Annotated in this window: 12 protein-coding genes; 5 read left to right on the forward strand and 7 right to left on the reverse strand. The window is 61.7% G+C overall.

The genetic code is table 11. The annotated features are described in order from the left end of the window. The first annotated feature begins 29 nt into the window (after nucleotides 1–29). A complete protein-coding gene (locus ACA047_RS22375; protein ID WP_497353042.1) occupies nucleotides 30–632 on the forward strand; it encodes a Yip1 family protein in 603 nt (200 codons plus the stop codon). 159 nt (nucleotides 633–791) lie between these two features. After that, complete coding sequence (locus tag ACA047_RS22380; protein WP_003204703.1) at nucleotides 792–1,286, forward strand: SprT family zinc-dependent metalloprotease; 495 nt, start codon at nucleotides 792–794, stop codon at nucleotides 1,284–1,286. A 120-nt stretch (nucleotides 1,287–1,406) separates the two neighbouring features. On the opposite strand, the gene ACA047_RS22385 is transcribed toward ACA047_RS22380, so the two are convergent. Together ACA047_RS22385 and ACA047_RS22390 are read right to left on the reverse strand one after the other, a co-directional pair. Continuing rightward, nucleotides 1,407–2,588 carry a CaiB/BaiF CoA transferase family protein gene (locus ACA047_RS22385; protein WP_497353044.1) on the reverse strand — a complete coding sequence of 394 codons (1,182 nt, stop codon included), beginning with the start codon at nucleotides 2,586–2,588 and terminating at the stop codon, nucleotides 1,407–1,409. A gap of 158 nt (nucleotides 2,589–2,746) precedes the next feature. Then, nucleotides 2,747–4,084: a dicarboxylate/amino acid:cation symporter gene (locus ACA047_RS22390; RefSeq protein ID WP_497353046.1), complete on the reverse strand. Its 1,338-nt coding sequence runs from the start codon at nucleotides 4,082–4,084 to the stop codon at nucleotides 2,747–2,749. A 335-nt stretch (nucleotides 4,085–4,419) separates the two neighbouring features. Between ACA047_RS22390 and ACA047_RS22395 the strand changes: the two genes are divergently transcribed. Continuing rightward, nucleotides 4,420–5,418 carry an AraC family transcriptional regulator gene (locus ACA047_RS22395; protein ID WP_497353048.1) on the forward strand — a complete coding sequence of 333 codons (999 nt, stop codon included), beginning with the start codon at nucleotides 4,420–4,422 and terminating at the stop codon, nucleotides 5,416–5,418. An 87-nt stretch (nucleotides 5,419–5,505) separates the two neighbouring features. Here ACA047_RS22395 and ACA047_RS22400 read toward each other — a convergent pair whose 3' ends face one another. The 3 genes from ACA047_RS22400 to ACA047_RS22410 all read right to left on the reverse strand — a co-directional run bounded on the left by ACA047_RS22400 (nucleotide 5,506) and on the right by ACA047_RS22410 (nucleotide 8,231). Next, complete coding sequence (locus ACA047_RS22400) at nucleotides 5,506–6,852, reverse strand: ATP-binding protein (protein WP_497353050.1); 1,347 nt, start codon at nucleotides 6,850–6,852, stop codon at nucleotides 5,506–5,508. Beyond that, nucleotides 6,849–7,526, reverse strand: a complete 678-nt coding sequence (locus ACA047_RS22405; protein ID WP_497353052.1) for a response regulator — start codon at nucleotides 7,524–7,526, stop codon at nucleotides 6,849–6,851. The genes ACA047_RS22400 and ACA047_RS22405 overlap by 4 nt, the downstream gene beginning before the upstream one ends. 105 nt (nucleotides 7,527–7,631) lie before the next feature. Beyond that, nucleotides 7,632–8,231, reverse strand: coding sequence for a hypothetical protein (locus ACA047_RS22410; protein WP_497353054.1), 600 nt, complete (start codon nucleotides 8,229–8,231; stop codon nucleotides 7,632–7,634). Nucleotides 8,232–8,373: 142 nt separating this feature from the next. On the opposite strand from ACA047_RS22410, the gene ACA047_RS22415 reads away from it, so the two are divergent. Beyond that, the gene (locus ACA047_RS22415) at nucleotides 8,374–9,165 is read left to right on the forward strand and encodes a dienelactone hydrolase family protein (protein WP_497353056.1); all 792 of its coding nucleotides are present in this window, start codon (nucleotides 8,374–8,376) and stop codon (nucleotides 9,163–9,165) included. A 128-nt stretch (nucleotides 9,166–9,293) separates the two neighbouring features. Next, the gene (locus tag ACA047_RS22420; RefSeq protein WP_497353058.1) at nucleotides 9,294–10,019 is read left to right on the forward strand and encodes a 4'-phosphopantetheinyl transferase family protein; all 726 of its coding nucleotides are present in this window, start codon (nucleotides 9,294–9,296) and stop codon (nucleotides 10,017–10,019) included. 63 nt (nucleotides 10,020–10,082) lie between these two features. Here the strand turns inward: ACA047_RS22420 and ACA047_RS22425 are convergent, their stop codons facing one another. Further along, nucleotides 10,083–11,693, reverse strand: coding sequence for an ATP-binding protein (locus ACA047_RS22425; protein WP_497353060.1), 1,611 nt, complete (start codon nucleotides 11,691–11,693; stop codon nucleotides 10,083–10,085). Further along, entirely contained in the window at nucleotides 11,690–12,412 is a 723-nt protein-coding gene (locus ACA047_RS22430) for a response regulator (RefSeq protein WP_497353062.1), read from the reverse strand. The genes ACA047_RS22425 and ACA047_RS22430 overlap by 4 nt, the downstream gene beginning before the upstream one ends. Between the last annotated feature and the right edge of the window lie 189 nt (nucleotides 12,413–12,601).

A 12,601-nucleotide genomic window follows, 5' to 3' on the forward strand; every position in this document is an offset into this window, starting at 1 on the left:
CGATGGCAATAACAAAGGAGTGACTGATTATGATCCATCACGTCGTGGGGCTCTTTACCCACCCTGATCAAGAATGGAAAGACATCCGTGGCGATCAGGAGGAAAGCATCAGCCACATGTACCTCACCCACACGCTGATCCTGGCGGCCATTCCCGCAATATCGGCGTTTATCGGCACCACGCAGGTAGGTTGGGTCATCGGCAATCGTTCACCGGTGATGCTCACCCTGGAAAGCGCACTATGGATGACCGTCATGTCGTACCTGGCCATGCTGGGCGGTGTGGCGGTGATGGGCGCCTTCGTGCACTGGATGGCCCGCACCTATGACGCCAGCCCAAGCCTGGCCCGTTGCGTTGCGTTCGCCACCTACACTGCGACACCGTTGTTCATTGGCGGTTTGGCAGCGCTCTACCCGCACATGTGGTTAGGGATGATCGTCGGCACGGCAGCGATCTGCTACACCGTCTACCTACTGTATGTGGGACTGCCGACCTTCATGAATATCTCTCAGGACGAAGGCTTTCTGTTTTCCAGCTCGGTGCTCGCCGTCGGCCTGGTGGTGCTGGTGGCCATCATGGCGTTTACGGTGATTGTCTGGGGGCTGGGCGTCGGCCCGGTGTATACCAATTGAATGATTGAAGCTCTCCAATAAGAAGCAGGATCTGCCAATACAGGCCGCCGCAAGGCGGCCTTCCTGTGTTTGAGACGGTCGAAACGACCACTGGGCGCCTAAGCGATTCGCAACGGCCGACGCTTGCGGCATACTCGGGCTTCTGGAGACCCGTAAAGCATGCTCGAGCAACTCAATACCCGCGTCGAAGAGTGTTACCAACAAGCCGAATCCTTTTTCAAACGTCCCTTCAAACGACCGGTGGTCAGCTTCAAATTGCGCGGCCAGAAGGCAGGTGTCGCGCACCTGCATGAGAATCTGCTGCGCTTCAATCCACAGTTGTACCGGGAAAACGCCGAAGATTTTCTCAAGCAGACTGTTGCCCACGAAGTGGCGCACCTGATCGCCCATCAACTGTTTGGCGAGCGCATCCAGCCCCATGGCGAAGAGTGGCAATTGATCATGCGCGGTGTGTACGAACTGCCGCCCAACCGCTGCCACACCTACGAAATCAAACGCCGCAGCGTGACCCGCTATATCTACAAATGCCCCTGCGACGGCAGCGACTTCCCGTTCTCGGCCCAGCGCCACAGCCTGGTGCGACAAGGGCGACGGTACTTGTGCCGCAGTTGTCGCAATACCCTGGTGTTCAGTGGGGAGACGCGGGTGGAGTAGCAGGCTTTTGTGGCGTCCGAGCTGGCCCCTTCGCGAGCAAGCCCGCTCCCACAGGGGATTTTTGAACGCCGAAGATCCAGTGTGGGAGCGGGCTTGCTCGCGAAGAGGCCCTGAAGAACACTACAAAACCACCTTGGCATCGCGCAATTGAGCAATCCGCTCAACACTGAACCCCAACTCCCCCAACACCTGATCCGTATGCTCACCCAGCCCCGCACCAATATGCCGAGGCTCGGGCAATCCCTCTGAAAACTTCAACGGACACGCCATCTGCGCCTGGCTCGAACCATCGCCACGGGGCACTTGGGTCACCACTTCCCGGGCCTGCAATTGCGGATGCCTGAGCGCCTCTTTCAGGCTCAGCACCGGCTCGACGCAGGCATCGACCTCTGCAAACAACCTGCAAAGCTCGGCAAAGTCATGTTTCTCGAACTCGGCTTGCAGTTCCTGCTTGAGCCTGTGCTGCTGCTCCGGTTTGGGCGAAAGCCCCTGGGCCGCCAGTTCCGGCCGCCCCAGTGCCGCGCAAAGGGCCTGCATGAAGGCTGGCTCCAGGCTGCCCACTGACATCCAGCGGCCATCCCGGGTGCGGTAATGGTCATAGAAGCTACCGCCGTTGAACATCTGGTTTTCCCAGCCCGGCTCCACGCCGCAAGCCAGATAACCGGCACCGGCCATGGCGTTCAGGCTGAACACACAGTCGGTCATGCTCACATCCAGGTGCTGGCCCTGCCCGGTCTGCTGGCGGGCGATCACCGCCGCTAACAGTCCGATCACCCCGTGCAGCGAGCCACCGGCAATGTCCGCCGCCTGGATCCCCAGCGGCAACGGTCCGCTGTCGGCACGGCCGGTGTGGCTGGCCAGCCCCGCCAGGGCCAGGTAATTGATGTCGTGACCGGCGCGGCCCTTGTAGGGCCCTGTCTGGCCGTAGCCGGTGATCGACACGTAGATCAGCCGCGGATTGATCGCCTTCAAGGCCTCGTACCCCAGGCCCAACCGCTCCATCACGCCGGGGCGAAACTGTTCCAGCAAGATGTCGTAGCCGCCCAGCAACTGCTTGATCACCTCCAGCGCCGATGGCTGCTTGAGGTCCAGGGCCAAGCTGCGCTTGTTGCGGTTGAGGTAGGCATGGCTGGCCGATACGCCCTGGTCGTGGGGCGGCAGTATCCGCAACAGGTCCGCACGGGTCGGCGATTCGATGCGCAACACCTCGGCGCCCATGTCTGCCAGCAACAGCGAGGCGAACGGGCCGGGCAGCAGGGTCGAAAAATCCAGAACCTTGAGCGATGCCAGTGGGCCTTGCATGGGCGATCTCCGATGGGTAATGGGCTTAAGACTAGGCAGGGGGTGGCGATGGGGCAATTACCGCAGCGGTCAGTCTGGATGACCATTGCGCTCACGCCTTGAGAACTCAGGCCTATAAAAAAACCCGCCGAAGCGGGTTTTTCATTGCAGCGTGAGGCTTACTTCAGAACGCTTGGCGCCAAGGTTTCGGCCGTCGCGACCAGCTCGTCTTCTTCACGGGTGTCGGAGATACCGCGACCACCGGAAGCCAGCTCGGTGTGCAACTGGTCTTCGTCCAGCTCATTAACCCACTTGGCAACCACGATCGTGGCGACGGCGTTACCCACCAGGTTGGTCAAAGCGCGGGCTTCGGACATGAAGCGGTCGATACCCAGGATCAGCGCCAGGCCGGCCACCGGCAGGGTACCCACGGCCGACAGGGTGGCCGCCAGCACGATGAAACCGCTACCGGTCACGCCAGCAGCACCTTTGGACGACAGCAGCAGCACCGCCAGCAGGGTGATCTGGTGAGTCAGGTCCATTGGGGTGTCGGTGGCCTGGGCGATGAACACCGCGGCCATGGTCAGGTAGATCGAAGTACCGTCAAGGTTGAACGAGTAGCCAGTCGGGATCACCAGGCCTACTACAGACTTCTTGGCACCCAGGCGTTCCATTTTGATCAGCATGCGTGGCAGGGCCGATTCCGACGAGGAAGTGCCCAGCACGATCAGCAGTTCTTCACGGATGTAGCGGACCAGCTTGATGACGCTGAAGCCGTGGGCGCGGCAGATGGCGCCCAGCACCACCAGCACGAACACCACGCAAGTGATGTAGAAGCAGATCATCAGCTGACCCAGTTGCACCAGCGAACCGACACCGTAGGCGCCGATGGTGAACGCCATGGCACCGAACGCACCGAGGGGGGCCAGCTTCATGATCATGTTGATGATGATAAACATCACGTGGGCGAAGCGATCGATGAAGTCCAGCACCGGCTTGCCGTAGGCACCCAGGCGATGCAGGGCGAAACCGAAGATCACCGAGAACATCAGTACTTGCAGGATATCGCCGTTGGCGAACGCGCCGACGATGGTGTTCGGGATCACGTTCAGCAGGAACGCAATGATGCTCTGGTCTTTACCAGCCGAGATGAAACCGGCGATCTTGCTGGTGTCCAGGGTCGCCACGTCGATGTGCATCCCGGCGCCCGGTTGCACGACGTTGACCACGACCAGACCAATCAGCAGGGCAATGGTGGAAACGATTTCGAAGTACAGCAGCGCATAGCCGCCGGTCTTGCCTACCGATTTCATGTTCTGCATGCCGGCGATGCCGCTGACGACGGTACAGAAAATGATTGGGGCGATGACCATTTTGATCAGTTTGATGAACCCGTCACCGAAAGGTTTGAGGGCAATACCGGTCTGCGGGTAGAAGTGGCCGAGCAAAATACCGATGGCAATGGCTACGATCACCTGGAAATACAGGGATTTGTACAGTGGCTGACGAGTCGTCATGGCAAACCTTCCTCAAGAGTTCCGTGTGACGACATCCGCCTGTCGTCCACGACACCTCAATTCTGCGAACCCTCCTGCACTGGAGGGATTTGTTTTTTGTCGGCTGCACGCGGCAGACCTATGTATTGCATCGCAAAGCCCGTGCCATTTTTGAGAAAGGCCCTACAGCCGTTGTAGCAGAAGGGTTTGCGGATTCCACAAGAGTAAACACAACCCTGGAGAGGTGGCGGCTTTCCGCCAACGACCCCATCCGTGTTCCGGGATTTGGCGGATATCCGCCTTGTCCAGCCTCAAGCCCCTGCTACCATCGCCCGCTTAACGGACGGATTTTTGCCATGCGCCAACGCACGATCGCCAGCCACTTTGCCCGCGCAGCCCTGGGTGGCGCACGTAGGCAAGGGTTTGACTGTTTTCCTTTGTTGCAACAGCTGGGTATCAGCCCTGAGCTTCTGCACGAACCGCGTGCGCGCATCGCGCCGGAACAGTTTGCCCGTCTGTTGCAGGCGCTGTGGCTGGCCCTGGACGACGAATACCTGGGGTTCGGCCGTGCCCCAAGCAAACCCGGGACGTTCGCCATGATGTGTCACGCGGTGATCCACTGCCGCACCTTGGGCAAGGCCCTTCAGCGCGGCTTGTTGTTCTACAGCCTGTTCCCCGACGCCCCAAGCCTGACGCTGGTGACCAAAGGCGAGCGGGTGCGCCTGGTGCTGGACGACTCGGTGTTGTGGGACCCGGATCATTTCCTGAGCGAAAGCCTGCTGGTGATCTGGCATCGCCTCGGCAGCTGGCTGATCGGCCAGCGGATCGGCCTGGAGCAGGCGACCTTCAGTTATGCCAAGCCCGCCCACGGGGCCGAGTACGACTTGCTGTTCCCCTGCCCGCTGGTGTTCGAGGCGCCACACAGCAGCCTGTTATTTCACAGCCGCTACCTGGATATGCCGTTGCTGCAGGACGAGCGAACCCTCAAGCACTTTCTCGAACGCTCCCCCGCCGACCTGCTGTCGCGCCCGGACGATGGCCACAGCCTGAGCAGCCAACTGCGCCGACTGCTCAGCCGCGACACGGCACGCTGGCCGGACCTGGACACCGTCGCCGCTCATTTGTACATCAGCCCCCAGACGTTGCGCCGGCATCTGCGGGAGGAAGGCACCAGCTTTCAGGAACTCAAGGACCAGCTGCGGCGGGATATCGCCATCTATCATTTGGGGCATGCGGATTTGTCGTTGCAGCAGATTGCCGAACAGTTGGGGTTCTCAGAGCCGTCGGCGTTTCACCGGGCGTTCAAGAAGTGGACGGGGCTGACGCCGGGGGCTTATCGGGAGCAGGAGAATTGAGCCAGAGCTTGGTGTTCAGCAGTGTGTTTACGGGCCTCATCGCGAGCAGGCTCGCGATGGCGTCAGTGGCGACACCACACATTCCAGTCAAACCAGCGGAAAAAGAATCCGGAACGCCGCCCCGCCCAGCTCTGAATCCCCCAGGGTCAGCCTGGCGCCGTAGCTCTCGATGATGTCCTTGACCACCGCAAGGCCGATGCCCTGCCCCGGGTGCTGGCGATCCAGCCGTTCGCCACGTTGCAGGATGCGCGCTCGTTGATCCGGCGGCACGCCCGGCCCATCGTCCTCGACGCATAACTCAATGCCGCCGAGGGTCTGATGCAGACTGACGCGCACCTCGCCCAGACACAGTCGATAGGCGTTTTCCAGCAGGTTGCCGAGCATTTCCAGCAAGGCGCCCTGTTCGATCGGCACATAACACTGCTCCGGCAGGTCGAACCTGACGTTGACCCGCTTGTCGCGATAGACCTTGTCCAAGGTGTCGCACAGGCTTTGCAGCACCGGACGCAAGCGCACCTGATGACGCACCAGCCCACTTTTGCGCAGGCTGGCGCGCTGCAACTGATAACCGATCTGCTGGCTCATGCGCTCGATCTGGCTTTGCAGCACCCAGGCCTGCCCTCGGTCCTCGGGGCGTCGGGCCATGTCTTCGCTGACACCCTGCAACACTGCCAGCGGGGTTTTCAGGCTGTGGGCCAGGTCATCCAGAGAGTCACGATAACGGCTGCGCTGTTCCCGCTCGCTGTACAGCAAGCGGTTGAGGGAGCCGGTCAGGCGCAACAGTTCCCGGGGATGCTCGGTACTGAGGCTTTCGCGGGTGCCGCTTTCGATTTCGTCCAGTTCCTGGCTCAGGCGCCGCAAGGCCCTGAGACCCCAGGTCAGGCCGATCCACAACAGGGCCAGCAACACCGCCAGCGCCGCGCCGAAGCCCAGGTAGAGATTTTCTCGCACACCCTCCAGCGTCAGCTGGTAGTCGCGCATCGGTTGCAGGGTAACGATGCTGAACGCCGCGCTCTGGCCGCCGAGCAGTTTGACCTCGACGTCGTAGACAAAGAATTCCTGGCCGTCGTTTTCACGGATGCGCGCGAACTGGTTGCCCATGCCGTCATAGCGCGGTGTGTAGTTGATGTTTTCTTCCTGGGTGGCCTTCGACCGCCACACCAGCCGCCCCTCGCGGTCATAGATGTAGCCCAGCAACCGGGCATCGGCGAGGTTGAAGCGTTCATCGGGCAACTGCGCCGGCATCTTCAATTGATTGTTTTCCACCCGGGCGGCGGAAATCAGCGTGGTCACGTCCGATGCCAGGCGTTGCTCGATAGACTCCTGCAACGCCAGGCTGAATGCACCTTGCATGGCCGGTAACAGCCCCAGCATAAACAGCACCGCCAGGATCGTGGCGGCCAACATCAACCGCAGTCGTAGCGAACGAATCACTGACAGCGCTCGTTGAACAGGTAACCCAGGCCACGCACGGTGTCGATCGGTTTGAAGCCGGACGGGGCTTCCAGTTTGCGGCGCAGGCGGCCGACCAGCACTTCGATGACGTTCGGATCGCGCTCGCCGTCATCGGGATAAAGCTGTTCCATCAAGCGGTCCTTGGCCACCACTTGCTGATGATGACGCATCAGGTATTCGAGAATACGGTATTCGTAGGCCGTTAAAGCCAGCGGCTCGTCGTCGAGGGACGCTTGCTTGCGGTTGAGGTCCAGCAACAACGGACCGGCCATGATGGTCGACTGGGTGAAGCCGCTGGAACGACGCAATAGCGCGTTCAGGCGCGCCTCCAGCTCTTCGAACTGAAACGGCTTGACCACGTAATCATCGGCCCCGGCGGCCAGGCCTTCGACCTTGTCCTGCCAGTTGCCGCGGGCGGTAAGAATCAGGATCGGGAATGTCTTGTCCTGGGTACGCAGCCGGCGGATCAGCTCCAGCCCACTGATGCCCGGCAAGCCCAGGTCGATCACCGCCAGGTCATGGTTGAATTCCCGGGCCTGATACAGGGCCTCTTCGGCATTGGCCACGGCTTGCACCACATGACCGCTGTCGGTGAGACGGGTTTGCAGGTGATGACGCAACAGTGCTTCGTCTTCGACGACCAGTAATTTCATGGAGCCTCTCCCCAGGCAAATCAAACAATCCGGTGGTGCGTATCTTAACGAAAGGCGCCGGATCGTCTTGAACCGATCCGGCGGGATACGCTTACCATCAACCGCTTAGAACGTGTAGTTGGCGGACAGGTAAGTCTGGGCGCTGCTGGTCAGGTCCAGCGAGCCGACCTTGTCGCCACCGTGCGGGCTCATATCGGGGTTGGCGTTGCTGCGCAGGTAACGGTAACCCAGTTCCACCGAGGTGTTTTGCGAAACTTGTTGCACAACGCCCCCCTGCAAGCCCACGGCGTAGCCGATGTCGCTGTCGCGGCTGTAGCCGGGGGAGTCCTGGGTCAGCTTGGTCAGGCCCGCCGTACCACCACCGAACAGTTTGGTGCTGCCGGTGACCGGCAAGAACACATCGTAGCTGCCCAGCAGATTTTCCTGGCGCAATTTGATGCCATTGTGGGTGCCCGAGACGTTGTCGTAGGTGGCGTAGTAGCGACCCTGGTCGTTTTGCCGGCCCAGTCGCAGGCCATAAGTGGTGTCCTTGCTGACGATACCGTCGGCGTTCGGGTGGTTCAGGTTGTTATCCAGCGCGTCGGATTTCTTGACCTTGTCGCTGGTCTGGCCGAGGGTCAGGCTGGCGAAGTTATCATCGGCGTGGGCCATGGCACTGACGCCTAACACGGTGAAAGCCAACAGCAGCTTTTTCATGTGAATCATGGCAGAACTCCTTTGAAGCATGGGTTGTTTGTGAAGTCGCAGCCACGTTAACCAGCGGTCCCTGAACCCCCCTTGAACACTCTCTGAACCTGCGCTGAATGAATCGACTAGTCTGAGCAAACCACTTTTAAGGAGATCCCTCATGCGCAGGTTACTTGCTGTTGTACTTCTGGCCTTCAGCGGTGTGAGCCACGCCGCCATCCAGACCCAGGAGCTCCCCTACACCAGTGCCGACGGTACGAAGCTGATCGGCTATTACGCTTACGACGACGCCGTCAAAGGCCCGCGCCCGGGCGTGGTGGTGGTGCATGAGTGGTGGGGGCTGAACGATTACGCCAAGCGCCGAGCCCGTGACCTCGCAGGCCTGGGCTACAGCGCCCTGGCCATCGACATGTACGGCGATGGCAAGAACACCGAACACCCCAAGGACGCCATGGCCTTCATGCAGGCAGCGCTCAAGGACGGCAAGGCGGCCAGCGCGCGGTTCCAGGCCGGGCTCGACCTGCTGAGGCAACAGCCCCAGACCGATCCGGACAAACTCGCCGCCATCGGTTACTGCTTCGGCGGCAAAGTGGTGCTGGACGCGGCGCGCCAGGGTGTTCCGCTGACGGGCGTGGTGAGTTTCCATGGAGCGCTGGTGACCAATACCCCGGCAACGCCTGGCAGCGTCAAGGCCAAGATTCTGGTCGAGCACGGTGCGCTGGACAGCATGGTCACCGAGGACAACGTCAGCGCGTTCAAGAGCGAGATGGACAAGGCCGGTGCCGACTATAAGTTCGTCAGCCTTAAAGGTGCCAAGCACGGCTTCAGCAACCCGGACGCCGACCGCCTGAGCCACGGCGAACATGGCGGGCCGGATATTGGCTACAACAAGGCTGCCGATGAAACGTCGTGGGCGGATATGCAGAAGTTCTTCAAGAAAATCTTTAGCTGATTGTAATCCTTCTGCTGAAACCACCTGTGGCGAGGGAGCAAGCTCCCTCGCCACAAAAGCCGGCCTCCCTTCACCCACAGAGTTCGCCCCACTACCCAGCGCCAGGCCAACCCGGCAAAATGCGGGGCATGAACGCACTCCCTGCCCTACCCGCCTGCTGCTCGCCTCTGGATGAGCACTGGCTCTTGCCCGACGTCCTGGCCGACACGGTACTGCTGAGTACCCGCTTCGACCCGTTGCGGCTGATCGGTGATGATTTCCTGAACAGTGCCATCGAGCCGCCCGCCAGCATCGCGCGTTCGGTGGCCAAGCGTCAGGCGGAATTCCTCGCCGGGCGGATCTGCGCCCGGGCGGCCCTCCACCAACTGGACGGGCAGACCTGCGTGCCGGCCATCGGCGAGGACCGCGCCCCGGTGTGGCCGGCGCATGTCAGCGGCTCGATCACCCACAGCACCGGCCGGGCAGCGGCAATCGTCGCCCACAAAAATCACTGGCGGGGGCTGGGCATGGACCTGGAAAACCTCCTAGACCCCGAACGCGCCGAGCGCCTGGCCAGTGAAATCCTCACACCGCCAGAGCTGCTGCGCATGGCTGCCACCCCGCGAGATGACCGGGCATTGCTGGTCACGCTGACCTTTTCAGTGAAGGAAAGCCTGTTCAAGGCGCTGTACCCGATCGTCGGGCAACGCTTTTATTTCGAGCATGCCGAAGTGCTGGAATGGACCCGCAGCGGACAGGTGCGGCTGCGATTGCTGACGGACCTGTCGGCCGAGTGGCGCCATGGCAGTGAGTTGCAGGCGCAGTTTGGTATGAAGGAGGGGCAGTTGTTGAGTCTGGTGGGTATCAAGGCCTAAGATTTGTAGTGCTTTTCAGGACCTCATCGCGAGCCTGCTCGCGATGGGGTGGCGCCACATTCCTCAAGACCTGTCCTGATGCCTCGGCCAACTCAAGCTGAAACAGGCACCCCCCAAATTTTTGCTCTTGCCGATCAACGCCCGGCCGTCATGCCAGTGGATGATCCGTCGCACGATCGACAACCCCAGCCCATGGCCGCCCGAAGCACGGGCGCGGCTGTCGTCCAGCCGCAGGAAGGGCTTGAACACTCGTTCCCATGCCGCCTCCGGCACGCCGGGCCCGTCGTCCTCCACGTCCACCCGACAGCGCAACTGACCCACCTGGTAGCTGACGGTTACCCGGGACTTGGCGTGGCGCATGGCATTGCCCACCAAGTTCTGCAGGGCACGGTGCAGGAACCGTGGCTCGGCCTCGACCCAGGCACCATCACAATCGACGGCGGACAGGCATAGACCACGCTCGACAGTGACCCCGACCCGCAGCGGCCCCAGCTCATCGATTACTTGATTGACCAGCGCATCCAGGTCTATCCGCTGAAAACTCAGGGCTGGCGAACCCTGCTCCAGCCGCGCATAGGTCAGCATCTCGTCCACCAGCCGATCCAGGTCTTCGATGTCGTGGTCCATACCGGCCAGGTATTTGTCCCGGGCCTGAGGCGTGGTGGCGCTGCCGATCATTTCCAGGCCAAAGCGCAGGCGCGCCACCGGGGTGCGCAATTCATGGGACACCGCGCGCACCAGCTCACGCTGAATCGCCAACAGTTGCTGCAAGTGCTCGGCCATGCCGTTGAACGCGGCGGCCAGGCGCCCTACCGAGTCGGCGCCCCGGGCCGGCACTCGGGTTTCCAGGCTGCCCTGGGCGATCTGCGTCGCGGCCGACTCCAGGCCGCGCAGGCGCCGTTCCAACTGGCGTACCAGCAGGTAGACGATCAAGCCGATCAGGCTCAACCCCAGCGCCGCGATCAGCACCAGCCATTGCGGTGGATAAGGGTTCATCTGGTACAGCGGGCCAATCTCCAACACCCACGGCGTGCCGACCATGCCGGCGAACACCCGGATCGAGTCGCCGCCCTTGCCCAGCGCCATCACCGTGTCGCCCTCGGAGACGCGTCGGCGCTGGTCTTCGTCCATGTCAGCCTGTTCGACGGTCATCAATCGCAGGTCAAAGCCGAAACCTTTTTCCCGTTTGAGCTGCGCAAGCCGTTCGGGCTGCTCGCCCACCGGGTAGCGCACCAGTTCGTCGGCCAGCAGGTAAATAGTCGCCCGGGCCAGTTGCTCGCTGATCTGCTGGACCTCCCCCACCAACATCAGTTGTTCACCGTCGCTGACCAGCCGATAGACCTTCGCCGCATGAGGCCCGGTCTGCTCCACCAAAGCCTGGCCGCGCAGTACGCGAGTGCGCTGGCCGAGGTCCAGGTCGGTCTGGACGAAGGTCTGCAAAGCCAGGGGAATGCCCAGCAGGCGCTCCCACACCAGCAACGCCCGGCGCCGCTCGGTGTCGTTCATCGGCCGCAGGTTATCGGCCATCAAGGAGAACGTGCCGTGAGCCAGGCGCTCGCGGTATTGCTCGCTGCGGGTCTGGTTGAGCAAGTGCAGGGCCAGCACGCCGAGCACCGCCACCAACACCAGCGCCGCACACATGCCGCCATAAATGCGCAGGAAGATCGAGTTCACGGTGCCGGGTCTACGCAAGCTTCAGGAACGAACAGGTAGCCCTTGCTGCGGATGGTCTTGATCAGCCGTGGGTGGTCCGGGTCGTCGCCGATCTTGGGGCGGATGCGCGAGATGCGCACGTCGATGGAACGGTCCTGGCCGTCATAACCAATGCCGCGCAGGGCGGTAAAGATTTCTTCCCGGGACAGGATGCGCCCGGCGTTAGACACCAGCAGCCACAGCAGGTCGAATTCGGCGCTGGTCAGCTCGATGCCGTTGCCCTGCAGCCAGGCTTCGCGCAAAGCGTTGTCCACCACCAGCGGGCCGAATTGCAGTCGTCGCTGCTTTTGCGACGCAGACGGCTCCGGCTCACTGCGCCGCAGCAGGGCCTGGATGCGCGCCAACAGCAGGCGTGGTCGCACCGGTTTGCAGACGTAATCGTCGGCGCCCAGGTCCAGGCCCTGGATCTGATCGGTGTCATCGGTGCGGGCGGTGAGCATCAGGATCGGCCCGTCATAGTGCTCGCGCACCTTGCGGCAGATGCTCAGGCCATCTTCGCCGGGCAGCATCAGGTCGAGGATCACCAGGTCCGGCTGCTCGGCGATGATCCGCGCTGCGGCCACGGCGCCGTTGCCTTCGACGGCGACACGCAGTCCGTTGCTTTCGAGGTATTCACGGGTCAACTCGGCCAGACGGTGGTCATCTTCGACGATCAATACCTGCCAGGCTTCTTGTTCCACGGGGGACCTCGTCTTGCTGTGAATATAAAAAGGAAGGATGAGCACATAACCCTGTGGCGAGGGGATTTATCCCCGCTGGGTCGCGAAGCGGCCCCCTGCTTTCTGTCTGACACACCACAGTGACCCATTTGGGGCTGCTGAGCAGCCCAACGGGGATAAATCCCCTCGCCACAAGTTAAGTGCCTGCTT

It is taken from the genome of Pseudomonas sp. LBUM1664, from assembly GCF_059695895.1.

What these genes read in the sequence shown, in the direction of transcription:
- ACA047_RS22375 (WP_497353042.1), top strand. Translation starts at nt 30, where the DNA reads ATGATCCATCACGTCGTGGGGCTCTTTACCCACCCTGATCAAGAATGG.
- ACA047_RS22380 (WP_003204703.1), top strand. Translation starts at nt 792, where the DNA reads ATGCTCGAGCAACTCAATACCCGCGTCGAAGAGTGTTACCAACAAGCC.
- ACA047_RS22385 (WP_497353044.1), bottom strand. Translation starts at nt 2,588, where the DNA reads ATGCAAGGCCCACTGGCATCGCTCAAGGTTCTGGATTTTTCGACCCTG.
- ACA047_RS22390 (WP_497353046.1), bottom strand. Translation starts at nt 4,084, where the DNA reads ATGACGACTCGTCAGCCACTGTACAAATCCCTGTATTTCCAGGTGATC.
- ACA047_RS22395 (WP_497353048.1), top strand. Translation starts at nt 4,420, where the DNA reads ATGCGCCAACGCACGATCGCCAGCCACTTTGCCCGCGCAGCCCTGGGT.
- ACA047_RS22405 (WP_497353052.1), bottom strand. Translation starts at nt 7,526, where the DNA reads ATGAAATTACTGGTCGTCGAAGACGAAGCACTGTTGCGTCATCACCTG.
- ACA047_RS22410 (WP_497353054.1), bottom strand. Translation starts at nt 8,231, where the DNA reads ATGATTCACATGAAAAAGCTGCTGTTGGCTTTCACCGTGTTAGGCGTC.
- ACA047_RS22415 (WP_497353056.1), top strand. Translation starts at nt 8,374, where the DNA reads ATGCGCAGGTTACTTGCTGTTGTACTTCTGGCCTTCAGCGGTGTGAGC.
- ACA047_RS22420 (WP_497353058.1), top strand. Translation starts at nt 9,294, where the DNA reads ATGAACGCACTCCCTGCCCTACCCGCCTGCTGCTCGCCTCTGGATGAG.